A 25,868-nucleotide genomic window follows, 5' to 3' on the forward strand; every position below is an offset into this window, starting at 1 on the left:
CACGGATTAACACAGATTATTTCTTCTTTCTAATCCGTGTTAATCCGTGTAATCTGTGGTGAAATCTGTATTATTCTACGATTGTCACCCATCCGTGTGTATCCGGTTCGTCACCATATTGGATACCACGCAACTTATTATACAGCTTCGTACAAATCGGTCCCGGCTTTCCGTCTTTAGAGATAACGTATGATTTTCCATTCTCCAAATCGTCGATACGCTGAATCGGGCTGATTACTGCCGCAGTTCCGCAAGCGCCGGCTTCTTCAAAAGTCTCCAGTTCTTCTTCCGGTATCGGGCGGCGTTCAACCTTGATACCCATATCTTCCGCCAACTGCATTAAGCTCTTGTTCGTGATAGACGGGAGGATGGAAGTTGACTTCGGAGTGATATAAGTGTTATTTTTGATACCGAAGAAGTTGGCAGCTCCACACTCATCGATATACTTCTTTTCTTTCGCATCAAGATAGAACTCGCAAGAATAACCCAAGTCATGCGCTTTTTTGTTGGCACGAAGACTGGCGGCATAGTTACCACCCACTTTATAGATACCAGTTCCGTGAGGAGCAGCACGGTCATATTCGCGAATGATAACGTACGGATTGGTAGAGAAACCACCCTTGAAGTACGGACCTACCGGAGTCACAAATACGACAAACATATATTCATCTGCCGGATGCACCCCCACTTGAGCACTTGTTCCGATCAGCAACGGACGAATGTAAAGAGAAGCACCTGTCTCGTATGGAGGAATGAAACGTTCGTTCAGTTTCACCACTTTCAGAATAGCTTCCTTGAAACGTTCAGTCGGAAGTTCAGCCATCAGGATTCCCTGACAAGTAGATTGCAGACGGGCTGCATTCTCTTCCAAACGGAAAATACGCACTTTACCGTCTTTTCCACGAAAAGCTTTCAAGCCTTCAAACGCTTCCTGACCATAATGCAAGCACGTAGCTGCCATGTGCAGATTCAGATGTTCGTCACTGCTTACTTCCAGTTCTCCCCATGCTCCATTGCGGAAATTAATTCTCACATTGTAGTCTGTCTTCATGTAGCCAAACGACAGATTCGCCCAGTCTATTTCTTTCATATTGTAACGTATTAGTTTATTTTTCTTATGTATTGATTCGCAAAAATAGCTTTTATTCTTCAGATTGCCGCTTTTCTTGCAATAATTTTTCGACTTCCTTATCTGCTTTCGTCAGTTTTTCGGTGCAGAAAGCTATTATTTCATTGGCTTCTTTGATTTTCTCACCCAAGATGTCAATATCCAATTCATTATTGTCTATCTGGCGAACAATCTTCTCGAGACGTTCCATTGCTTGAAGATAGGTTTCTTTTTTTGCTGCCACGATCGTTATATTTATTAAGAGTTAATGAGATTTGTTTCTTTTATCAGTTCCGATAAGACGGCTTTGCTCTACCACAGATTGCGCCTCCCCTTTCGAGAACCGGGTGACCAATCTGTCTCCCGACTTCAATGAGGATGCGTCCGTTACCACCTTCCCACCTCTTAGCGTGATGCTGTATCCACGACTTAACAATTTATCGGGAGAGGCATCGGCAATGCGTTGTTGCAAAAGTTCCAATCGGTGACGCTGGCGGGACAATAACGCCATTGTGACTTGCGACAGATCCTTTCGGGCTGTCAGCAAGGCAAAACGCGCCTCTGTCAGTTTCCGCTGTACAAGGTTCGGGATACGAGCCTGCAGTGTATCCAATCTTCTCCGCTCCCGCTCCAACAACATATATGCTCCTTGCCGAATGCGAACAGACAAATCTTCCAGACGGTCCGCCACTTCCGCAACCCGATGAATCAAAAGTTCCGCCGCAGCCGTAGGAGTTTTCACCCGGGTATGAGCCACCGAATCAAGCACTGTATCGTCACGTTCATGACCAATTCCGGTAATGATAGGAAGCGGGAACTGCGCACACGCAGCAGCTAATAGGTAAGTGTCGAAGCCGGACAAATCGGAAGTAGCCCCTCCGCCACGAATGATGACCACCACATCAAAATCATCAATACGGGCATTGACGCGGTCTAATGCAGCCAACACAGATTCTTCCACCTGATTCCCCTGCATCAATGCAGGAAACAGTTCTGTGTAAAAGAAGAACCCTCCGGGATTGTGCTGCAACTGATGACAAAAATCGCCGTATCCGGCTGCAGTAGCGGAAGAGATGACCGCAATACGTTGAGGAAGCTGAGGCATTTCCAATTCCTTATTCAAGGTCAGTACTCCTTCTTCCTCCAACTGCAACAGTATTTCCCGGCGACGACGGGCCATATCTCCCAATGTATAGGCAGGATCAATATCGAGCACGGTCAGACTGTAACCGTAAAGTTCGTGAAACTGGACGGTCACTTTCACCAGCACTTTAATGCCGGATGTAAACGGTTGCCCGGTCGTTTCCTCGAAATAGGGTTTCAGCAAACGATAAATGGTATTCCAAATCATACCGCGTGCTTTAGCGATAAGACTATTGCTGCGAGGATCTTTCTGCACAAATTCCAGATAGCAATGGCCTGTCGTATTGGAACGGACATCGCTCAGTTCAGCCTGTATCCAATATTCATCAGGCAGGCATTGCTCCAGACTACGGCGGACAAGCGCATTCAGCTCCAAAAGAGAAAGTCTTTCTCCACCCTCCCCCGAAGAGAAGGGGTCTGACCGCTTCGACTGATTCATAGTGTTTATCATACAGCAGCCATCTTATTTCTTTTCCTTAGAGGAGGAGTCTAGATAAGCCCTCCATAAGTCGGGTATGCCATAGCCATAAATATTGTCGGGGAAACCGGCTCTGTCACCCGAACGGCGAACAATTTCGATTATCTCTTTTGCCGTCAGCTTTGGACAAGCCTGCCACAGACAAGCCACCATCCCACACATAATCGGAGAAGAGAACGACGTACCGTTGGCACGGCTAAGATTGCCATTCGTTCCCATCACATCCGATCCCAGACCGACAGCCACCACATCAGGTTTCACCCGTCCGTCCGCCGTATTTCCTACGGAAGAAAACGGAGCCAACTCACCTCTTTTATTAATGGCGCCTACAGTGATCACATTTTCCGCATCTCCCGGAGGGGTAATCTTCTTCCACGAACCCGCCCCGGAGTTTCCGGCACTGCAAACAACGACCATTCCTTTATCGGCTGCATGGGAAGCCTCACGTGACATCAACGCATAATGCCCGTTCAGATCACGGTACCTATAATTCTTTGTCGGATCATCAAAGGAATAATATCCGAGTGATGTATTCACCAAATCCACACCTACGCTATCGGCAAACTCAATAGCTGCCGCCCAATAGTCCTGTTCCACTAAGTTCTCCGAATACTCATCCTCACTGCGCAATAACCAATAAGAAGCTTCGGGAGCCGTACCGATCATGACATTCGGCTGATTCATCGCCATACAGGAAAGGACGGACATACCGTGACTGCTTTCCGCATAAATATCCGCCTCCGGGTTTACAAAGTCACGCACACCCTGAATATCGATATTCTTCATCGCTTCAATCTTATCTACATTATGGAATCCCGCATCAATAACCGCAATCGTCATTCCTTTTCCCTTGAAACCCGCATCATGAAGGAGGTTCGCCTTGCTTATCTCAATCTGGGTACACGCAGGACCGTAAAGGCTATCTGTACGTAGCGGCTTATTAATCAACGAATCTCTTCGGGTAGCTTTTTCCATCTTTCCTTTCCATACTTTTTCCGCAGAACGCACAAAAGGCAACCGGGCAATCTCATCTATCAACACACTGTCATTACAAGAGACAGTAACGAAATTCTCCCATTTTCCGGTCACAAGTATGTGAACTCCTTTCCGACGGATAGCGTCTACATATTTCTTACATACCGGCAAATCGGTGGAATCAATCTTCAAACCCTGTTTCTTTCTCCGTTCAATAGACTTTTTGGATAAGTACTTTTCCGGCTTTTGCAAAGAATAATCGGTAGCAGCCTTGTCTTTCAGACTGATACGATACTTCAAGGTATCTCCGGGAGTAAATTGGGCGAATCCACCCAAGCACACAGTTAAAGTAAGAATCAATAGTATAAACTTCTTCATCAGTTATCTTTATTTTATCAATTAAAATCCTTCGTTTTCCAGAATCACCAGACCTATTCCACGCTGTGAAGCTATGAAAGCTCCTCCCAACACTCGCTTTCCATCATAGAATACAGCCGATTGTCCGGGAGCTATAGCCGAAGCCGTTTCAAGAAAACGGACAAGCAAACGCCCGTCTTCAAGACGTCTCACCCGACAGGCCAACGGACGACTGCGATAGCGAATCCGTACTGTCAGGTTCTCACACTGAAACAGTTCTTGTTCGTCCACAATCTTATCCTGCTCCGCCAACATATAATCCGTCTTCAACTGCTCCGCATCGCCAAGCATCACCGTATTCTTCTGAGGGTTGATTTTCAATACATAAGCAGGCTTTCCAAGCGCGATTTCCAGTCCTTTCCTCTGACCTATAGTATAATAAGGCGCCCCTTTGTGCTGCCCCAGCTTTACACCTTCGGAGTTGACAAACCATCCCGGACCGATCTCGCTATCCAATTCCGGACACTGTTCACGGAGAAAGTCGCGGTAATCTCCTTTAATGAAACAGACTTCCATGCTCTCCCCCTCCTTCGATTTAGCCTCATAGCCTTTCTCAGCCAAGTATTCACGCACTTTCACTTTCGTATAATCTCCCAACGGAAAGATACAACGCTTCAGCACTTCCTGTCCCAACCTCCAAAGAAAATAAGACTGGTCTTTTTTATCATCGTCTCCGGCTATGATATAAATATGCCCGTTTTTCTCTTCCAGCCGTGAATAATGTCCGGTAGCAATCCAATCACAATCCAACTTGTCCGCCCATTCCGTCAACACACGGAACTTAAACAACGGATTGCACATCACACAAGGATTCGGTGTACGTCCCTGCTTATATTCGTCTATGAAGTTTTTTACAATAGTCTCTTTAAAAGGTATACGTTCATCCGCCACATAATGTTCAATGCCCATCCTGGCAGCCAACTCTCTGGCATCCTGCGGCTCATCTCCCCACACACGCATAGTGACTCCCACTATTTCGTATCCTTGTTCTTGCAGCATAAGACAGGCAGCGGTACTGTCTATACCGCCACTCATACCCACCAGCACTCTCTTATTTCGTTCTTTCATCTGATCCTTGAAAAGTTACATGGATACAAATGTACGAGATTTCAAAGAGAATTCTTGCTTTTCCGGAAGAAAATCCTTATATTTGAGATATACAAAAGCAAGAACAATTATGGCTAACCCAAGATTACCGGGCATTTCCGAAAATGAGCAAGCCTTATTGTATGCCAAACTGAATGAATACAACCGAGGCAGGGCCTCTTTCAAAGAGGCGGGAGTTTACTTGGTGGTATTACCCCGACCGGGTAAACCCAACTATTCGTTATGGCTTTATTCTCCTCTACCGGAAAAACAATCCATCCTTTACATACATGATTTGTCACCGGACATCAATGAATCCCTCCGTATGGCAAGTACTATGTTCTATTATTCAAGGCGCTGCCTGATTCTTGTAGATTACAACGAAAAGAGAATGCAAAGCAATGGCGACGACCTTATCTTTTTCGGGAAGTATCGGGGGCATTTCCTACATGAGATATTGAAAGTGGATCCGGCTTATTTGAGTTGGATAGCCTATAAGTTTACACCGAGAATCCCCAAACAGGAACGTTTCGTCAAGATAGCGCAAGCTTATCACTCCGTACATTTAGACCTCATGCAAAGGAAGTCGAAAGAGAAACATTCAGCAAGCCGGTATTTGGGTGAGCTGGGGGAGAAACTCGCAGACCTCAGATTAAAAGTCATACGGGTGCGGTTGGAAGATGATCCGTATAAGACAAGAATAAATGGTACTGTACCACAATTCTTTGTAAAGCAGGTACTGACATTGGCCGATGCAAGCGGCAACCTGGTTATCATGAGTATACCGTCAAAAAATCCCAGTGCGGTTTCATGCACACTATCCGGGATAGAACATGAATACCGACCGGGAGAAATCATTTATGTCGCATCTGCGCGGGTGTCACGCCGATACGAAAGTTACGGGTCAAAGTATACCCGTATCAGTCACGTCAAACTTGCTATGGCCACAACAGTTTAATCCTTTTCTATCAGTACTGTGGCATAAGCCGAGATACCTTCTTCCCGACCAGTAAATCCGAGTTTCTCGGTAGTGGTCGCTTTAATGGAAATATCATCAACATCGATACCCATCACGTTTGCCATTGTTTCCTGCATCAAAGGAATATGCGCTTTCAGCTTCGGGCGTTCGGCGCAGATAGTCGCGTCAATATTACCGACCTTATATCCTTTGGAAGCAATCAGTTCTACGGTCTTTTTCAGAAGGATTTTGCTGTCGATATTCTTAAATTCTCCCGCTGTATCCGGAAAGTGATAGCCAATGTCACGCATATTCGCAGCTCCCAGCAATGCATCACAGACGGCGTGCAATAGCACATCAGCGTCCGAATGCCCCAGCAATCCTTTTGTGTGTTCCAGAAGAACGCCTCCAAGCCACAGCTCACGTCCTTCAACCAATTGGTGCACATCAAAACCAAAGCCTACTCTTATCTTCATAATTTACCTTCCTCCATCAGCGGACATAGAAGTCCAATAGTTTTTCCCCCTCCAGATATCCTTGCAAATGTTGTCCGATACCGACCGGACCTACACCGGCAGGTGTACCGGTAAATAGCAAATCACCTATTTTCAGTGTCACGAATTGACTGACATACGCTATGATGTCATCCACTTTGAAAAGCATATCCGCCGTACACCCTTTTTGCACTTCTTTACCGTCAATCAACAGATTGAAGTTCAAATGCCGGATATCCTTGTAACGGTCTACCGGAACAAAATCTCCGATAGCCGCCGAAGAATCGAAGCCTTTGCAAAGTTCCCAAGGATTTCCCTGCTCACGGAACTTTCGCTGAAGATCACGGGCAGTAAAATCGATACCCACAGTCACGGCATCATAATAGCGGTTAGCAAAACGAGGAGCGATGTTCTTCCCCAAACGGTTGATACGGACTACCAATTCCGTCTCATAATGTATCTCGTTAGAAAAGTCAGGAATGAAAAACGGCTTGCCGTCCTTTAAAATGGCAGAGTCCGGCTTCATAAAAATGACCGGTTCCGTATTTATCTGTGTATGTCCCAGCTCCTGATTATGCTGAGCGTAGTTCATTCCTACTGCTATAATCTTCATTATTTCTCGTTAAAATTCAATCGGTTAAACATAACGGCCAGATGCGCATAAAGAGAAGTGTTCTGTACGACAATATTTTCCGGCACGCGAATACGGAAAGGAGTAAAGTTCCACACTGCCTTTATTCCTCCGTCTACCATCTTATTTGTAATTTCCTGAGCGATATTAATAGGTACTGTCAGCACACCGATATTCACATCATATTCCTTCATCTTTGCTTCAAAGTCATCAGAATGGAAAATTGGAATTCCACCTAAGTCCTTCCCTACCAATTCCGGATTGACATCAAAAGCCGCCACAATTTCCAGGCCGAAATGACGCAAACCCGAGTCGCGGAGTAACGCACCTCCCAAACTACCTACACCAAACAAAAAGGCTTTGTGCATATTAGTAAATCCAAGAAAGCTTTCCAAAACCTCAATCAGTGCATCAATATTATAGCCCACTCTCGTACGTCCCGATATGTTCACATACGACAAGTCTTTGGCGATTTGAGAAGCGTCAATATTTATTTCCTTAGAGATTTGTGTCGAGGAGACATATTGCTCTCCTTTTTCTTTCATTAGTTTTATATTGGACAGATACCAGGGAAGTCTGCGCAAGGTAGGCTCCGGCACTTTATCCGCCTCTTTTCGTATATAAGTGCTCATACTTCTTACAAAATTTGGTATTTTGCAAAAGTACATTATTTTTTGAGACTGACAACCCAATAACGGAAAACCTTAATAGAGATTAAACAAAACAAGGAAAACAGGCTCAAATTTTGCCCTTTTCCATAAGTTTGATACTTTTGAGAAGAAATAAATATGACGAGTATGAAAAAGAATGATTGGAAAGATCGATTGAACATCGTGTATTCTACTAATCCCGACTTCGGCTATGAGATGGACGATGATGAAGAACAGTCCACCCTTGACAAAGACAAACAAAACCTCCGGGTTTCCATTGACAAGAAGAATCGCGGCGGGAAAGTGGTAACATTAATTACCGGATTCGTGGGTACGGAGAACGACTTGAAAGAATTAGGCAAGCTGCTTAAAAGCAAATGTGGAGTAGGCGGTTCGGCCAAAGACGGAGAGATAATGGTACAGGGAGACTTCAAGGTCAAAATTATAGAACTGCTCATCAAGGAAGGCTATACCAGAACCAAAGGGGCAGGCGGTTAATCCATACAATAAAAATAAAAGGGGAGCTTTGAACCTCCCCTCCATATCTTATTTCCGAAGAAAATTATTCAGCTTTCAAAGTGAAACGTTTGAAGTCAACAATCTTCAATTCAGGATCAGCAGCAGTCAATACTTCTCTTACAGTCTTCTTACCGTCCATGATATCTTCCTGATTCAGCAAGCAAACTTCTTTCAAGAACTTAGCCAAACGACCCTTAGCGATATTCTGAATCATCTGTTCAGGCAAGTGTGCAGCTTTCTCAGCAGAAACAGTAGCGATGATTTCTTTTGCTTTCGCTACATCTTCAGCTGTAATCCAGCCCTTAGCCATGTTGCTTTCCATGTGCTCTTCGCTGTCTACGTGAGCCGGGTTGATATTAGCTTTCTTCAAAGCAGCCTCAACTGCTTTCTGTACCTGTTCAGCTTTTGTCTTCTCAATAGCAACTTCGATTTCTTTCTGTTTGATTTCTTCTGAAACACCGTCCTCATCAATAGCAATCGGGTTCATAGCAGCAATCTGCATAGCTACCTGCTTAGCCAGTTGCTCGTCAACAGGCTTGTTGAAAGCAACAATCGTGCAAAGGCCATTTCTGTTCATGTGGTTGTAAACAGCAGTGCTTACACCTTCTACAGTCATGTAGCCATCCAGTTCCATTTTCTCACCTGTGATACCGCTACGGTCAGTCACTGCATCCTGTACAGTACCGTTACCCATAGGCAATGCCTTTACTTCGTCCAAAGTCTTGCATTTGTTAGCCACAGCAAGATCAAGAATATCCTGAGTCAATTTCACGAAATCAGCGTTCTGAGCCACAAAGTCAGTTTCACACTTCAAAGCAACGATAACAGCACGGTCACCGGTAGTCTTAGCAAGAACACAACCTTCAGAAGCCTCACGTTCCGAACGTTTAGCAGCAACAGCTTGTCCTTTCTTACGGATAATCTCCATTGCCTTGTCGAAATCGCCCTCAGCTTCAGTCAACGCGTTTTTGCAATCCATCATACCAGCTCCGGTCATTTTACGCAGCTTGGTAATATCAGCCATACTTACAGCCATAATAATTTCCTTTATTTAAATGAATAATAATTTCCTAAACAAAAAATGTGCCAATCTGCCAATCAAGATACAAGTGTATAAGTATACCCTTGCACATTAGCAAATTGGCACATTTTATATATTAAGCCTCTTCGTCTTCCTTGATGAAAGCAGCAGCTTTAGCTGCGTTGATAGCTTCTTCGTCAGACTTGTCGAGTCTAGCTTTCACTGATTTCTTCTTGCCTTTGTTGGCAGGAGCTTCACCAGCAGCTTCCATGTCGATCTTTTCAGCTTTTCTTTCTTCCAAACCTTCGATCATTGCAGCGCAGCAAGCATCCAAGATAACTTCTACAGATTTAGTAGCGTCATCGTTAGCAGGAATTACGAAGTCGATGTTTGTAGGATCAGAGTTAGTATCAACGATACCGAACACAGGAATACCCAAACGGTTAGCTTCGCGAACTGCGATGTTTTCTTTCATCACGTCGATAACGAACAAAGCAGACGGCAGACGAGTCAGGTCAGCGATAGAGCCCAAAGTCTTGTCCAATTTTGCACGTTGACGAGAGATCTGAAGGATTTCTCTCTTAGAAAGGTTAGCATAAGTACCATCGTTAGTCAATTTATCGATAGTAGCCATTTTCTTCACAGCCTTACGGATAGTCGGGAAGTTGGTCAACATACCACCCGGCCAGCGTTCGATTACATAAGGCATATTAACAGATTGAGCTTTCTCAGCTACAACTTGTTTCGCTTGTTTTTTAGTAGCAACAAAAAGAACTTTCTTGCCGGATTTGGCAATCTGTTTCAAAGCTTCAGCAGCTTCGTCTACTTTTGCAACTGTTTTGTGGAGGTCAATGATATGAATACCATTGCGTTCCATGAAAATATAAGGAGCCATTGCAGGATTCCACTTTCTCTTAAGGTGTCCGAAGTGGCAACCAGCTTCCAATAATGTATCAAAATTTGTTCTTGACATCTTGTTTTTCTTTAAATCGTTTACTTTCTTTTTTGTTTTTTCTAAACCAACCGCCGGGTAGTCCGCAAGCAGAGTCCCAGTAGTTTAGATACTAAACATATTCCTCTGTCAGGCAGCCCATTAACGCTTGCTGAACTGGAATCTTCTACGAGCTTTCGGCTGTCCCGGTTTCTTACGTTCAACAGAACGCGGGTCGCGAGTCATGAAGCCTTCAGCACGAAGAGCAGCTTTGTCTTCAGCGTTGATTTTCACCAGTGCACGGGCGATTGCCAGACGCAAAGCCTGAGACTGACCTGTGAAACCACCACCACACAAGTTAACCTTGATGTCATACTTCTCAGCAGCACCAATCTTGTTCAATGGTTGTTTTACAACATACTGAAGAATAGTTGATGGAAAGTACTCTGCAAGGTCTCTCTTGTTAATAGTAATCTTTCCTGTACCTTCGCTTACGAATATGCGTGCGATAGCACGTTTACGTCTGCCTAATGCATTTACTACTTCCATTATATCTTATTTATATGAATTAATATCAATCATTTTCGGGCTTTGAGCTTCGTGCTTGTGTTCGCTACCAGCGTAAACATACAAGTTGTTCAGCAATTTAGCTCCCAGAATGTTCTTAGGAAGCATACCCTTCACTACTTTTTTCAGTAATCTCTCTTCACCGTTCGGTTTTGTAATCAAACGGGCAGGAGTCATTTCTCTCTGACCACCGGGATAACCAGTATATGACAAATATACTCTGTCATTCCATTTGTTACCAGTCAGTTTTACTTTGTCTGCATTGATGATGATAACGTTATCACCGCAGTCTACGTGAGGAGTAAAGTTCGGTTTGTACTTTCCTCTCAGCAATTTTGCAACTTTTGCTCCCAGACGACCTAAAGTCTGGTCTGTAGCGTCAACAATAACCCATTCTTTGGTTACGGTTGCCTTGTTTGCAGAAATGGTCTTGTAACTTAAAGTATCCACTCTTAAATTTGTTTTTTAAATGTTACTACTAAAATTTCTTCACCACTTATTAGTCCTCCCCGGACAAAGGACGACTAACTCGCTATGAATTAATCTCTTATCATTTTGTGATAATAATCGGCTTGCAAAAGTACGGCTTTTCTTTGAATTGGCAAACAAATTCTTCCTTTTTTTGGATTTATTCGGTTGAATGACAAGGAGTAGATAATAAGGTATACAAAAGTCCGGCACCGGGGAAGACACCGTCCGGCACCGGGGAAGGCATGGTTCGCCACCGAGGAACACAGGCTTCGGCACCGAGGAAAAAAGTACAGATTTCCACCCCTTCCACAAGCCCTCTGGCGAGTATCGGGATAAAATCAAAAAGCTTTTAGACGAATTCAAAAGCCCATTATCAGTTTTCAAATAAAGGAAAGACAATAGGGAAACAACATTTATACGAAAAGCCCATACCTTTGCCATAGATTCTTAGCTCAGAAAACAACGAATAGAATTGATATGAAAAACATTCAAAGAATTCTCCTTTTTGCGGTTTGCCTTTGCACCGCATTTACAGTTCAAGCCCAAAGCCTGACGGTCACCGGAAAGGTGATTGATGCGGAAGGCTTGGAAGTCATCGGAGCCAACATTACCCTCAAAGGTGCTTCCGGTGTCGGCTCAATCAGTGATTTAAGCGGAAATTACAGGCTGAAGGTCGATAATGCCGCCAAGGCTATCCTTGTATTTTCTTATATAGGAATGAAAACACAAGAAGTCCCCGTAAAAGGGAAAGCGGTCATCAACGTGACGCTGCAAAGTGATGCGAAAGCATTGGATGAAGTGGTAGTAGTAGGTTATGGAACAAGCAAGCGCAGTGACCTGACAGGCTCCGTCGTTTCCGTAAAGAGTGAAGACCTGATGAAAGTCCCTACTTCCGACCTCAGCCAAGCATTAGCAGGACGGGTAGCCGGTGTACAAGTTACTCAAAGTGAAGGAGCACCGGGATCGAGCATATCCATACGCGTACGCGGTGGTATTTCCATTACCCAAAGTAACGAACCTCTTTATATTATTGACGGTTTCCCTAGTGAAGACGGTATGGCGAGCCTTGACCCGGCCGAAGTAGAAACGATTGATATATTAAAAGATGCTTCCGCCACGGCAATCTATGGTGCCAGAGGTGCCAACGGTGTCGTAGTAATCACGACCAAGAAAGGAAGTACAAATGAGAGCAAAATGTCTGTCAGTCTTGAAAGCTATATCGGCTTCAAGACATTGGTACGCAAACTTCCTGTGCTCTCTACCAAAGAATACGTACTGCTGGATTATGAACGCAGTCTTGCTTTTCAGGGCGAGAAAGGAGTCACCAGTTTCCAGTCCACATACGGTTCTTTCCTGGAAATCGATGAGAACTATGGCAATCGTCCGGGCATTGATTGGCAGGAAGAGACGCTTGGTAGAACAGCAACCAGCCAAAACTACCGTGTACGTATATCAGGAGGAAACAAGGAATTGAAATATTCACTCGGATACAGCTACTTCAAAGATATGGGTGCCATGGTGTTTAGCGGGAACGACAAACATAATATCTCGTTCAATATCACCCATAAGCCTTCTAAACGTATTCAGGTGAATGCACGGATCAGCTTTGACCAAAGCAAAATATACGGTATGGGAACTTCGGACGGAAATACCCGCTTCAACAAAATGGAGCATATCCTGCAATACCGCCCCACTATCGGTATCTATGGAAACGATCAAGACTTACTGGAAAATGAGGATAAGATAATTGACGATGAATCCAACCCAGTACAAAACCCGCTGCTCTCAGCCTCGCAGGAAACCAACAACAGACAACTCCGAACTTTCCAGGCAAACGGCGGATTTACCTTTAACTTCACAAAGAACTTTAGTTTCCGCAATAGCACCGGCATACGCTATCAGACTACCCGAAATGATGTCTTTTACGGAGAACTGTCCAGCATCGGGAAACGCTCCAGTATCAACGGATATATCCAATATGCTGAAAATAGCAGTTTCCAGACTTCCAACGTATTGAACTACGAATATAAGAGAAAGAAACATAAAATGATAGCGATGCTCGGTCAGGAGTGGGTATCGCGATGGACACGCACGATAAGGGCCAATGCAACGAACTTCCCGAATAATGATATAGGTTTGGATGATATGAGCTTGGGGATTCCCGGAGCCATCACGTCCGGAGTGAATTATGACGACAAACTATTGTCTTTCTTCACCCGGTTGAATTATAGCTTCGCCGACAAATATTTACTGACTGCCACTTTACGTGCCGATGGTTCATCCAAGTTCAGCAAAGACAACAAATGGGGAATCTTCCCTTCCATCTCGGCAGCATGGCGCATCGGAGAAGAAAAATTCATTAAAGACCTGAATATTTTTTCCGACTTAAAATTGAGAGTAGGTTACGGTATGGCAGGCAACAACCGCATCGCAAGCTATACTTCCCTGGAATTATTGGACTCCACCGTATATCCGAATGGCAGCACCATGACTCCCGGTTACGTCCAGTCTTCCATAGTCAGCCGGAATTTACAATGGGAATCGAACAATACCCTCAACATCGGACTTGATATGGGATTCTTCGGACAAAGATTGACCATTTCTCCGGAATTCTACGTAAATGAAAGTACACACTTGCTCTTAAACTCGAGAGTTCCCAGCTCTTCGGGATTCACCAATATGATGCGGAATATCGGAAAGACACAGAATATCGGCGTCGACCTGACCATCAGCTCTACCAATATTCAAAGCCGTAACTTCACATGGACAACAAACCTGAACCTGTCTCATAACAAAAACACCATCAAGGCGCTGTCCGGCGAAAGCTATTTCCTGGAAGAAGCCAAATTCGGATACGCTCAAAAGACACATAAGATTGAAGTAGGAAAGCCCATCGGGCAATTCTACGGATACAAAACATTAGGTTTGTATCAAGTCTCGGACTTCAACTATGATGTACGCACACAGGCTTATACCCTTAAAGATGGAATTCCCTGTATGGGCGACCGTAGTTCCGTGCAGCCGGGTATGTGGAAATTCGCCAATACAGACGGTAATGATGTGATTGATGAGAATGACATGACAGTCATCGGTAATGCCAACCCTGTCTTTTACGGTGGTTTAAGCAACACATTCAAGTACAAGAACTTTGACCTGACTGCCTTCTTCACCTTCTCTTATGGTGCAGAAGTGCTGAACGCCACCAAATTGACCAATACACAAGCCGGAAAAACTGTATATAATGTACTGAACCTGGCAAACAGCAGCAAACGTTGGATGACTATCAACAAAGAAGGTGCAACCGTCACAGACCCGCAGGAACTCGCCGCCCTGAATGCCGGTAAAACCGTAGCTTCCATACACGATATGGAACAAGGGGACAAATATATCCATTCTTGGGCTGTGGAAGATGCCTCTTACCTGCGATTAAGTAACTTAACCATCGGATACAACTTTCCAAAGAAATGGATACGGAAAGCTTCCATCCAAAATCTCCGCCTTTATGCGACAGGAAGTAACTTGTTTGTATGGACCCCCTACTCCGGTTTCGACCCGGAAGTATCAACAAAAGGAAACAACCTGACGCCCGGCGTAGATTTCGGAGCTTATCCCCGTAGCCGTTCTTACGTATTCGGCCTTAACATAACCTTTTAGACCACCTTCTTAAAACAACAGGAAAATGAAAAAGAATAATTTATACTATATACTCTGCCTGCTTCTCTGCGGTTTGACAAATAGTGCCTGCCTGGACACTCTGACCGAAGACCCTAATTCCTATTATGAGAAGAAGGATTTCTTCACCGACAAGGCCAAGGCACAGATGGCAGTCGTTGGCGTTTACAGTGTGTTACCCACTCTCTACGGAGATTATGAGATGGCTCTTCCCTGTTCCGACGACACTTACTATGCTTCAGGAACAAATTCAGATAATACCCGCCGGGATATCGCCCACTACACCTTAAACCCTGCCAATCAATATGTCTATAATGCCTGGAAAGGCCTTTATCAAGGAATCAATTATGCCAATTATGCGATTCAAGGTATCGAGGGTATGGAAAATTACGAAGGAGATACGGACTTGCAGGCAATGGTAGCGGAAGCTAAATTCCTACGGGCATTGTATGCTTTCAGCCTGGTACGCTACTGGGGGGATGTTCCTTTCAAAACGACTTATTCCGATTCTTACGAACATACTTACCAGCCACGCAGCAGCCGGGAAACGATATATGACCAAATTATCAATGATTTGAACTTCGCTAAAGGTCATCTTGCATGGGCAGACGCTTCTTCTTCTCCCGAGAAGGCAAGCCAAGGTTCAGCAAGAGCGCTACTGATGCGCGTATTATTGCAACGTGCCGGATACAGCTTGCAAATGGACGGAACCATCACCCAGCCGGATGAAAGCAAACGCCGAGAATATTTTAACGCTGTCATCCGGGAGTGGGAAGAATTCAAAACAAACGGTTATCACAATTTCTATACTACCGGCTATCTTGAATTATTCAAAGGATTCTCCGCAGGAACGCTCGATTCACAGGAGAGCTTGTTTGAAGTAGCCTTCTACAGCCCCGACGGCAATACTGGAACGAAAGGTTACTGGGGCACGTATATCGGCCCGGCGGTAGCAGCACCCGGCATTGCCAGTACGGAAGCCAATCAGTTTATGGGACGTGCCAATGCGCTATTCCGTGTTGTACCCGAATGGAAAGAGTTCTTTGAAGCCGGAGATGCACGTCGCGATGTAATGGTCTGTACCTACAAATTCAACTGGGACAAAACGAGTTACAGCCATAAAAAGGTGGAAAACAAAAGTGGAAGAGACTGGTATCCCGGTAAGTGGCGTCGCGAATGGATGCCTATCGGATACAAGAATCCGAATGTTACTGACGTAAATTTCTGCTATATCCGTTATGCGGACGTAGTATTGATGGCGGCCGAAGCCTTTAATGAAACGGACAATACGCCTGAAGCCTGGAAGTTATTGAACAGTGTCCGAAAACGTGCCGGAGCAACCGAAATCACTTCCGAGAACTATGCAAGTCTGTTGAAAGCTCCCAAAGTATACAATCTCAACTTCATCAACGATGGAGATGAAGCAGGCCGATTCCGCACGGCTCTCTATTGGGAACGGGGATTCGAACTGGCTTTTGAAGGACAGCGTAAATATGACCTGATCCGTTGGGGAATTATTCAGGAAGCATTGGCATTATTCTTTGAGAACAGTGCAGCCAATACCAGTACTTCAACCGGATACCCGGCAGGGAAAAACTTCCGTAAAGGTAAACATGAGTTATTCCCGATTCCGACAGACGAGTTGCAATTAAATTACCTGCTAGAAAATAAGAACAACCCTAATTATTAATCACCGGAATGACCGAAATATAACAGATTATGAAAAAGAGCATTTATATCGCAATCATAGGGAGCATCGCTTTCCTTCATTCATACGCCCAACCGACGATCCGCTTGACGGATACTACACTGATGCATGAGATGCGCACCACACCGTCCCCGCTGGATAAGGCAGTGGTAAAAGACCGTGCCGTGTCTTTTTTATGGCCGCTTCGCGCTGATGTCAACGTGGCGGAAGAATTACTAGACGGAGTTAAATCCGCTACCCCAAAAACGGATAAATCCAAGTTATGCTATCAAGTTCGTTACTCGCAAGATGCGGCATTAAAGAATAATGTAACATTGGTCGATACCCGCTGGCCGTTTTTCAATCCGGAAAAGGCATTGGTCGCTGGAAAGTGGTATTGGCAATATGGATATGTAGAAAAAGGAAAGACCATCTGGTCTAAAGTACTTCAGTTTACCGTGGAAGATAATCCGCAGAAGTTCTGTCCGCCCGCATTGAAAACCGTACTGTCAGGATTGCCGAAGAGCCATCCCCGTGTATGGGTAATGAAGGATGAATGGAAGGACTTTATGAAAAGGAGCAAGTCTGCAACGGAATATCAATGGTATATCGAAGTGGCGGACAAAGCGGTAAATTCTCCCATGCCTTCTGTGGACAAAATTGACACAAGAGGTGCGGAAAAGCTGGATAATGAAGTGAAACGGCAAGCGTTAATTACTCGTGAAAGCCGCCGTGTCATAGACAAAGAAGAAACCAATACGGAAGCCTTGATACGTGCTTATCTGCTGACACAGGACAAACGGTATTATGAAGCAGCCATAGCCCGTGTACTTGAAATGATTAGTTGGAGTGACCACCAAAACGTGGCCGGTGACTTCAATGCGGCAACGATGCTTTCTCTCTGTTCCATGGCATACGATTCATTCTACGATTTGCTATCGGATGATTTGAAGGCTCAATTATTGAAAGAAATCAAACACAGAGGTGGAGAATTTTACGCGAACTTCAACAATCGCCTGGAAAATCATATAGCCGATAACCACGTATGGCAAATGACCCTCCGTATCTTCACTATGGCTGCCTTCAGTGTCTACGGTGAGATGCCGGAAGCAGATACCTGGGTGGATTATTGTTATAATGTATGGTTGGCGCGTTTTCCCGGTCTGAACAAAGATGGCGGATGGCACAACGGTGATTCTTATTTTACTGTCAACACTCGTACCTTGATAGAAGTACCTTATTATTATAGCAAATTAAGCGGTTTCGATTTCTTCAGCGACCCGTGGTATCAAGGTTCCATCATGTATACAATTTTCCAGCAGCCGCCTTTCTCTAAATCAGGAGGCAATGGTAGCAGTCATCAAAATGTAGTAAGACCCAATAGCATTCGGGTAAGCTATACGGATGCATTAGCCCGCCTTACCGGAAATACATATGCAGCAGACTATACCCGCCGCACCCTCGAAAAAGAACCAAACTACCTCAAAAAGGCACTTTTGGCCAAACCGGGTGATTTGGCATGGTTCCGCCTGCAATGCAACAAGCCTCTGCCGCAAGGCGCAGGATTAGCGGATTTGCCTATGGGCTACGTATTCCCGGCAACCGGACTGGCTTCTTTCATGACAAATTGGAACAGTGTAGGACGCAATGCTATGATTAGCTTCCGTTCAAGTCCTTATGGTTCCACTTCCCATGCGCTGGCCAATCAAAATGCATTCAATACCTTCTACGGTGGCAGTTCCTTGTTTTACAGCAGCGGACATCATATCAGTTTTATCGATGAGCACAGCTTGTATTGCCACCGTGCTACCCGCGCCCACAATACTATATTAGTGAACGGCATGGGGCAGCGTATCGGAACAGAAGGTTATGGATGGATTCCCCGCTATTATGTAGGTGAGAAGATTGGTTATGTAGTAGGCGACGCTTCCAACGCATACGGCAAAGTGATTTCTCCTTTATGGCTGGAACGCGGAAAACAGTCAAAACTGGATTACTCGCCTGCCAACGGTTGGGATGAGAACCATCTAAAGACTTTCCGTCGCCACATTGTCGAATTGGGAACTTCCGGACTAGTATTCATTTACGATGAACTGGAAGCTGACGAGCCCGTGACGTGGAGTTATCTGCTGCATACTGTTATCAATCCGATGACTGTGAAGGAGAATCAGGACTATGTGCACATACAGGCAACCAACAAAAACGGAGCTTCTGACGCTTATCTGTTCTCCAGTGGCAAGTTGGCTACCGAAACTACGGATAAGTTCTTTATTCCTGCCGTAAACTGGTTGCGTGCAGATAGCAAAGGCAACTTCGCCCCTTATGCCAATCACTGGCATTTCACAGCGACTTCATCCAAACAAAAGGTATACCGCTTTGCAACGGTTATCAATACGCACGCTCTTGCCAGACCGGCAGCCGAACCAGTGATACTGAAGGACGGAAGAATCAAAGTAGGAAGCTGGATTATCAAGGTAAATACTTCCGCGGAAGGCATGCCGATGTTTTTTATACGCAGTACGAAAGTAGGGGAAGATGTGAATATTACTTATAAAGGTGGTGCTACTATCGTGCGGGAAGATGGTTATGAGACAACATTGACAGATAAACTTCCGGAACTGGAAATCTAAAAACAATAATGCTATGAAACTGAAAAGATATTTAGTACAAGGCTTCCTTCTGTTGCTGTGCTCTATGAGTCCGGCAGCCGGTTCTCCCGCCATGCAGCAAGAGCCTCAACAACCACAGAACCCACAAAAAGTTCAGCAGAAGAAGCCCCGAATACAAACCTCGGCCGACGAAAACGAAATCGTCTTCAAGCCGTTGACGGAAACTGGGAAAAAGCCGGAAGCGGCTTCCAGAAAGGGAACGGCTTCTAAAGAAGAAGTCGCAACTAAGAAAGTAGTGACGACCAAAAAAGCAGTGGTTACTACTAAAAAGGAAAAAGGAAATCATTCCGAACGTTATATAGCTCTAAAGAGCAATATCGCCTACGATGCGGCAGGGCTTCCTAATTTGGCATTTGAAATGCAGTTCTGCAAGCATATCTCCGTAGAGCTACCTGTAATTTGCAGCTTTTGGGATATCAGTCAGAAACATGCGGTACGAACGGTAGCCATTCAGCCGGAAGGGCGCTGGTGGTTGAAGCACCCCGGTGACGGACACTTCTTCGGGCTGCATGCCCACGTTGCCTGGTTCAACGTGAAATGGCAGAAAGACCGTTACCAAAATACAGACCGTCCGTTATTAGGAGCAGGTGTAAGTTACGGCTACTTACTTCCCCTGTCCAAGCATTGGGGAGCGGAGTTCTCTTTGGGAGCCGGCTATGCCCATATAAAATACAATACTTATTATAACATAGATAATGGGGCGCAGATTGGAACAGAAACCCGGAATTATTGGGGAATCACCCGTATCGGTCTATCCTTGTCTTATCGTTTTTAAACCTTGGAAATCATGAAAAATAAGATATATACTACATTCATCCACTTAGGAGCACTACTGATGCTTTTACCAGCTATCGTCAGCAGTTGTCTTTATGAAGAACCCGAACTGACTGCCGACGGAACCAAAGGAGTAGACCCTACACAAGTGAATATCATGTCCGAAGTAACTTTGGATATGAATCTTGCGCCACTGGAAATTAATAATACACGTGCCGCCACTACCAGTGGCTACAATTATCGTTTCACTGTCATTGCTTACGAGGGAAAGGAAGAAGTGGCACGCCAGGAGATTTATGAAGCTGTCCGTCCCGAACAATCCAGTGTCAGCCTGCCTATCTCCATGAAACTGCACGCCCGCAAATACCAACTGGTGGTATGGGCAGATTATATTCGCAATCAGGAAGGAAATTACACGCTCTTCTATGATACCGGCAATATGGAACGTATCTTGCGTGCAGGGTCTTACAAAGGCAATTCCAACTATTATGATGCTTTTTATGGAACTGCCGCACTGAATCTCACTCCGTATCGGGACCAGTGGAATGCCATTGTTCCCATCGACATCCAAATGGTCCGCCCGTTGGCCCGCTATGAGTTGATAGCCACGGATGTAGACAAATTCCTGAAAAAGATAAAGGATAAGGAAATCACCGGAAACCAATTTACTATCAGTATCAAATATGGCTATTATCTGACTACGGGTTTCAACGCTCTGACCGGACAAGTGAAACATCCGCTGCAATATGTGTCTTACAGTAAATCCATCCCTCTTCCTACAGAAGGTACGGAAGAGTTGCCAATCGGCTTCGATTATGTATTCGTGAACGGAGAAGGTTCTTTCGTCTCACTGACTATCGAAATAACCAATGAAAAGAGTAACGTAGTAGCCCGCTACCGGAATCTGAAAGTACCTTATAAGCAAAACCATCTGACAACGGTTCGCGGCAAATTCCTAAGTGCCAATCCGGGGATAGACATCGACACGGATTTTGACGATGACATCATCGTGGATCTGGACAGATTATAAGAAACAGAAACAATTAATATACACTTTAATCATTACATTATGAAAAAGAACTTTTTTTATTTAGCAGTGACTCTGTTTATGGCATTATTTGCCTCATGTAGTCAAGAAGAAGCTCCAAGTACTCCGGGCAGCAAAAGTAAACTCGTCAGTATTTCAGCACAGCTTCCTACTGAAGGAGTGAAAACACGTGCCTTACCGACAGCAAACGACCATGACCTGCGTTGTATCCTTGAAATTTGGAGCACAGGAAACAATCCTGAATTAATGTATCGGGATGAAAAACTAGACCTTGACGCGGTAGATGGCAAGATTTCTTTCGAATTCGCTCTTGAACCGGGCAACTATAAATTCCTGATGTGGGCGGATTTCGTTGCCACAGGAACCGGACAGGTAAACGGACACTATGCCGATAAATTCTATGATACTAACGACCTCAAGAACATTACGTTGAAAGATGCTTCGTTGCTTTATAACACTGATGCCTGTGACGCATTCTTTGCTGCACAGGAGTTCACAAAGACTGAAGACATAGAATCTTTCGACGCAACCTTGAAACGTCCGTTTGCTAAAATTATCGTATCTGAGAAAAATAAGACCAATTTTGAGAAATGTGCCAAAGTTTCTGTAAGCCATAAAGTACCACAAGGATTCAATGTAGAAGATGGAAGTGTCTCCACTACTTTAATACCGGCAACTTTATCAGAAGCCGCTGCTCTTGGCAAAGGAGATACTGATTTGAAATTGTTCTCTTATTATGTGTTCGCAGCACCGGCAGATGATGCTTTGGGTGAAATCAAACTGACATTCAAAGATGCATCAGATATAGAATTACGTTCTACAGCTATTCCGGCAGGGGTTTCGGTAATTCGCAACCGTTGTACACAAGCTAAAGGGCATTTGGTAGCAGAAGCAACCAATAATGGAAAAGTAGATGTCGGCTTCGATGACGATTGGACAAGCAACGAAGAAAATATAGAGCCTACAGACCCGACTCTAGCCATGGAAGTAGGTGATTACTATTATTCTGACGGAACATGGTCGACTACATTGAACAGTGAAAAGACTTGTATCGGTGTCGTATATGCAGTAGACGCTCAAAATGGAGAAAAAGCGAGTGACTACGCTGGGGATTATGCACGCATCAAAGGATATGTTATGGCATTGGAAAGTGCTCCCAATAACGACCGTTTGGCTTTCTGTAACAAAACAATGGGTAAAACTATTGATTTCACAGGCTTAGAATTAACAAGTTCAATAGGTTATCAAAATACGAAGGCGCTATTTGCGGATAGCCGTTATACAAATTATTCAGAAAGTTATCCTTTGCTCGAAGCGTTCAAAACTTTCAAAGATGCAACTACAACTCCTGGAAAATCAAGCGGATGGTATATTCCTTCCATTCAGCAACTAAAAGGAATAATGGGCGTTTATTTTGGCAGTGATGAAATAGCTCTGAACAATCTGTTTGTTACAGCAGTAGATGGCATAGGAGCAAATAAATTTGTTCATGCAACAGCAGACCGCTATCTGATTCCCAGTAATATAGAAAATAAGGCTATAATTCCTATTTTATTTAAAAATCATATATGGAACAGCACTTTCGCCAAAGCTCAAACCATATTTAATACTGCTGATCCTACTGGTGCTGATGGTATTAGAGGCCAGATTCGTCCTATCCTTACCGTCTTAGAATAAACAACCAAAATATGATAAGCAAGGCTCCACACAATAAGCCTTGCTTATCATATTTTCTCCTTTTTTCTTAGTCAATCCTTAATGAAATTATTCCTATGAAAACAATCTTCCGCTTCCAAACTCTTTTCAGCCTTTTAGCTTGTCTATGCCTGGCAATTGCCTGTAGCGATGATTCTCTTCCCTATACAACCGGGCAAGATACAGAAACTCCTGCCGAAGCTCCCGATGCTTTGCACGACAAGCTCCGTGAAAAGCCATATCCGAAGGCGGATAATGAAATCTATATCAATCCGGCTCCCTTCATTGTTCCCCAAGCTATGAAAACCGGAGACAAACTTCAATTTTCCCTCTCCAACCAAGCAGACTTCTCAGGAACAGAAACGATTCTTTCCACCCCTAAAAGCTGGTGTATGTATAATATACACAAAACCCTGAAAAGCGGTATTTGGTACTGGCGTTTCCGCTCCGTCCTTTCTGACGGCAGCGAACAGCCCTGGAGTGAAACATACTCTTTTGAAGTCAAAGACGAAACTCCCAAGTTCGTGACTCCTGCATTCGACGTATTCCTGAACAATGCTCCCCGCACCCATCCACGACTTTTTTGTTTCCTGGACGATGGCATCGAACAGGCACGCCGCAACGTGACCTCCCATCCGGAATATCCCGAACTTATCAGTCGCGCCAAGGCCGCAATGACGACAGATTACCCCAGCCTGCCCAACCCCTACGACCAGGCAGAGGCCATCAAAGTATCTATCCAGCATCTCTATCAAGCCTACTACTTAACACAACAAACGATATATGCAGATAAAATGCATGAAATCCTGAACGTCCTTTTAAAGAATCCGGCATCCGACGCACAGCTATTTGCTTCCAACTTCGGAGCTACCGACATCGCTATCAGCTTCATAGAGATTTATGATTTACTCTATGATACCCTTACTCCCAACGAGAAACAAGAAATAGAGAATCTTTTGATGCGTGTTTCCAGATACTACTTCAAACTGTATTGCGGAATGCAAGAGAACCATATTTTCGACAACCATTTTTGGCAGCACAATATGCGCATACTATTTCAAGCCGCCTTTGTACTCTACGACAAAAGCAGCTATACAGAAGAAATACTCCCCATGCTGGAATACTACTATGAGTTATGGACTGCCCGTGCTCCCGCATCAGGTTTCAACCGGGATGGTGTATGGCACAATGGAGCGGGATATTTCAATGCCAACGTCAAAACTCTCTATTATATGCCCTCTCTCTTTTCCTCCATTACACAAAAAGACTTCCTGCAACATCCCTGGTATCAGAATGCAGGCAAGGCAATGGCCTACACCTGGCCGCCCGCTTCCAAAAGTGCGGGCTTCGGTGACGGCAGCGAAAAAGGAGATGAGCCCAATCGGCAACGTATCTCCTTTGCGGATTTCATCGCACGGGAAACCGGAGATCCATACGCCGGATGGTATGCCGCCCAATCGGCAAGTCTTTTGCGGAAAGATTACGAATTACGTCTCTATCGCATGGTACGCAACCAAACGTATGCTACTGACTTCCCATCCAACAATCCGAAATTAATTTGGTACAAAGATGCCGGTGAAGTAGTTATCCATTCCGACCTTGCACACACCGACCAGAATCTCTCCCTCTGTTTCCGTTCCAGCACTTTCGGTTCTGGCAGCCATACGGTATCCAATCAAAATAGTTTCAATTTACTTTATCAAGGTGCGGACATTTACCGGAGCAGTGGATACTATCTCAATTTTTCTGATGCACACAACTTAATGTCTTATCGACATACGCGTGCGCACAACACGATATTAGTCAATGGTATCGGACAACCTTACTCCACAAAAGGGTATGGAAATATCACTCGTGCTATGGGTGGTGACCACATCTCTTATTGTCTCGGTGATGCATCCCATGCATACAGCGGCATCAGTGATGATCCAATGTGGATAGCCGCTTTCAAGGCAGCAGGTATCACCCAAACACCAGACAACGGATTCGGGACGACTCCCCTTACCCTTTATCGCCGCCACCTTTTAATGCTGCATCCGGATATCGTAGTTATTTACGATGAATTGGAAGCATCCGAGCCTGTTCGTTGGGATTGGTTATTGCATAGCCCTACCCAATTTTCCATCCAACAGGAGCAGCATATCCTGTCTACTACCCACCCGACCAAAGGATTTACCACCATCACTCAACAATTCAGTGACCAAGCAAGTCAAATCACGCAAACAGACCAGTTTGTAGTGCCCCCTTTGCCGGAACCTTCGCCACTATATCCTAACCAATGGCATTTGACAGCTACTTTTGCACCCAGTTCCAAGAACCGGATATTGACGATTATACAAATCAAGGACAATTCAAATTCAGGAGAAAGTTCCAATGTCATACGGAAAGGGGATACTTTCCAATGTGGAGAATACGAAATAAAAGCCATCCTGGATAGTTCACGTCCTGCCGAATTGAATGTCACCCATCAGGCAAGTGACGCTATATTCAGCTATTCTTCTGATAATCCGACCATCAACAACGGAACTTATTTGCGGAAATATCTATATTCTTCCCTGCTATATGATACTTCAGACGGTAGATACCGGGTTACGGAACAAATGGATTATATTCCGGTTTCAACACGAGTTGCACGATGACGCGGGATGCTGCGTACTCCACAATATAAATATAATATTAATCATAAGGAATGCGGAAGTCTTGACTTTCGCATTTTTATTTCGTATATTTGTGGTAGCAATAAACAGAGAAATGAAGATAAATAGTACATAAATAAAGACATATAGACTATAGTGCAGGGCATCACAAGGTGTCCTAAGACAGAGAACGGTCGGGAATCACTGTAGATTCCCGACCATTTTTGTATCAATTATT

General features: G+C 44.6%; 21 protein-coding genes. 9 read left to right on the plus strand and 12 right to left on the minus strand.

All coding sequences use genetic code 11. From position 1 onward, the window contains the following. Positions 1-70 precede the first annotated feature (70 nt). From GD630_RS12250 to mnmA, 5 genes are read right to left on the minus strand one after another with little or no spacing between them, the layout of a single operon-like run. Positions 71-1,123, minus strand: a complete 1,053-nt coding sequence (locus tag GD630_RS12250) for a branched-chain amino acid aminotransferase (protein WP_262890835.1) — start codon at positions 1,121-1,123, stop codon at positions 71-73. A gap of 19 nt (positions 1,124-1,142) precedes the next feature. Next, positions 1,143-1,352, minus strand: a complete 210-nt coding sequence (gene xseB / locus GD630_RS12255; protein ID WP_007749434.1) for an exodeoxyribonuclease VII small subunit — start codon at positions 1,350-1,352, stop codon at positions 1,143-1,145. 21 nt (positions 1,353-1,373) lie between these two features. Continuing rightward, a complete protein-coding gene (gene xseA / locus GD630_RS12260) occupies positions 1,374-2,702 on the minus strand; it encodes an exodeoxyribonuclease VII large subunit (protein ID WP_394368233.1) in 1,329 nt (442 codons plus the stop codon). A gap of 12 nt (positions 2,703-2,714) precedes the next feature. Next, a complete protein-coding gene (locus GD630_RS12265; protein ID WP_143868362.1) occupies positions 2,715-4,082 on the minus strand; it encodes a S8 family peptidase in 1,368 nt (455 codons plus the stop codon). Positions 4,083-4,103: 21 nt separating this feature from the next. Next, positions 4,104-5,189: a tRNA 2-thiouridine(34) synthase MnmA gene (mnmA, locus tag GD630_RS12270; protein WP_143868363.1), complete on the minus strand. Its 1,086-nt coding sequence runs from the start codon at positions 5,187-5,189 to the stop codon at positions 4,104-4,106. A 109-nt stretch (positions 5,190-5,298) separates the two neighbouring features. On the opposite strand from mnmA, the gene GD630_RS12275 reads away from it, so the two are divergent. Then, the gene (locus GD630_RS12275; RefSeq protein WP_143868365.1) at positions 5,299-6,165 is read left to right on the plus strand and encodes an exodeoxyribonuclease X C-terminal domain-containing protein; all 867 of its coding nucleotides are present in this window, start codon (positions 5,299-5,301) and stop codon (positions 6,163-6,165) included. Here the strand turns inward: GD630_RS12275 and ispF are convergent. Genes ispF through GD630_RS12290 form a run of 3 tightly spaced genes read right to left on the minus strand, consistent with a single transcriptional unit; the run spans position 6,162 to position 7,922 of the window. Continuing rightward, entirely contained in the window at positions 6,162-6,641 is a 480-nt protein-coding gene (gene ispF / locus GD630_RS12280) for a 2-C-methyl-D-erythritol 2,4-cyclodiphosphate synthase (protein WP_007764319.1), read from the minus strand. The genes GD630_RS12275 and ispF overlap by 4 nt on opposite strands. A gap of 16 nt (positions 6,642-6,657) precedes the next feature. After that, a complete protein-coding gene (locus GD630_RS12285; protein WP_143868367.1) occupies positions 6,658-7,272 on the minus strand; it encodes a fumarylacetoacetate hydrolase family protein in 615 nt (204 codons plus the stop codon). Then, positions 7,272-7,922, minus strand: a complete 651-nt coding sequence (locus tag GD630_RS12290; RefSeq protein ID WP_143868369.1) for a redox-sensing transcriptional repressor Rex — start codon at positions 7,920-7,922, stop codon at positions 7,272-7,274. The genes GD630_RS12285 and GD630_RS12290 overlap by 1 nt, the downstream gene beginning before the upstream one ends. A 165-nt stretch (positions 7,923-8,087) precedes the next feature. Between GD630_RS12290 and GD630_RS12295 the strand changes: the two genes are divergently transcribed. Further along, positions 8,088-8,438 carry a translation initiation factor gene (locus tag GD630_RS12295; RefSeq protein WP_143868371.1) on the plus strand — a complete coding sequence of 117 codons (351 nt, stop codon included), beginning with the start codon at positions 8,088-8,090 and terminating at the stop codon, positions 8,436-8,438. Between the two features lie 64 nt (positions 8,439-8,502). Here GD630_RS12295 and tsf read toward each other — a convergent pair whose 3' ends face one another. From tsf to rplM, 4 genes are all read right to left on the minus strand, one after another. Further along, positions 8,503-9,495 (minus strand): translation elongation factor Ts, encoded by a 993-nt coding sequence (gene tsf / locus GD630_RS12300; RefSeq protein WP_007764310.1) that lies wholly within the window; start codon positions 9,493-9,495, stop codon positions 8,503-8,505. 121 nt (positions 9,496-9,616) lie between these two features. Continuing rightward, positions 9,617-10,453: a 30S ribosomal protein S2 gene (gene rpsB, locus GD630_RS12305; RefSeq protein ID WP_007749457.1), complete on the minus strand. Its 837-nt coding sequence runs from the start codon at positions 10,451-10,453 to the stop codon at positions 9,617-9,619. Positions 10,454-10,573: 120 nt separating this feature from the next. Further along, positions 10,574-10,960, minus strand: coding sequence for a 30S ribosomal protein S9 (gene rpsI, locus GD630_RS12310; protein ID WP_005679151.1), 387 nt, complete (start codon positions 10,958-10,960; stop codon positions 10,574-10,576). A 6-nt stretch (positions 10,961-10,966) separates the two neighbouring features. After that, complete coding sequence (rplM, locus tag GD630_RS12315) at positions 10,967-11,428, minus strand: 50S ribosomal protein L13 (RefSeq protein WP_143868373.1); 462 nt, start codon at positions 11,426-11,428, stop codon at positions 10,967-10,969. A gap of 498 nt (positions 11,429-11,926) precedes the next feature. On the opposite strand from rplM, the gene GD630_RS12320 reads away from it, so the two are divergent. From GD630_RS12320 to GD630_RS12350, 7 genes are all read left to right on the plus strand, one after another. After that, positions 11,927-15,103 (plus strand): SusC/RagA family TonB-linked outer membrane protein, encoded by a 3,177-nt coding sequence (locus GD630_RS12320; RefSeq protein ID WP_143868375.1) that lies wholly within the window; start codon positions 11,927-11,929, stop codon positions 15,101-15,103. 25 nt (positions 15,104-15,128) lie between these two features. Beyond that, positions 15,129-16,811 carry a RagB/SusD family nutrient uptake outer membrane protein gene (locus GD630_RS12325; RefSeq protein ID WP_143868376.1) on the plus strand — a complete coding sequence of 561 codons (1,683 nt, stop codon included), beginning with the start codon at positions 15,129-15,131 and terminating at the stop codon, positions 16,809-16,811. 29 nt (positions 16,812-16,840) lie between these two features. Then, positions 16,841-19,438 (plus strand): DUF4962 domain-containing protein, encoded by a 2,598-nt coding sequence (locus tag GD630_RS12330; RefSeq protein WP_143868378.1) that lies wholly within the window; start codon positions 16,841-16,843, stop codon positions 19,436-19,438. Between the two features lie 91 nt (positions 19,439-19,529). Next, positions 19,530-20,252 (plus strand): DUF3575 domain-containing protein, encoded by a 723-nt coding sequence (locus GD630_RS12335; RefSeq protein ID WP_238482994.1) that lies wholly within the window; start codon positions 19,530-19,532, stop codon positions 20,250-20,252. A 12-nt stretch (positions 20,253-20,264) separates the two neighbouring features. Next, a complete protein-coding gene (locus GD630_RS12340; protein ID WP_143868382.1) occupies positions 20,265-21,281 on the plus strand; it encodes a DUF6562 domain-containing protein in 1,017 nt (338 codons plus the stop codon). Positions 21,282-21,320: 39 nt separating this feature from the next. Beyond that, positions 21,321-22,976, plus strand: a complete 1,656-nt coding sequence (locus tag GD630_RS12345; RefSeq protein WP_143868383.1) for a DUF6562 domain-containing protein — start codon at positions 21,321-21,323, stop codon at positions 22,974-22,976. Positions 22,977-23,071: 95 nt separating this feature from the next. Then, positions 23,072-25,633 (plus strand): DUF4962 domain-containing protein, encoded by a 2,562-nt coding sequence (locus GD630_RS12350; protein ID WP_143868385.1) that lies wholly within the window; start codon positions 23,072-23,074, stop codon positions 25,631-25,633. Positions 25,634-25,868: the final 235 nt, after the last annotated feature.

It is taken from the genome of Bacteroides zhangwenhongii (assembly GCF_009193325.2).
Classification (GTDB): Bacteria; Bacteroidota; Bacteroidia; order Bacteroidales; family Bacteroidaceae; genus Bacteroides; species Bacteroides zhangwenhongii.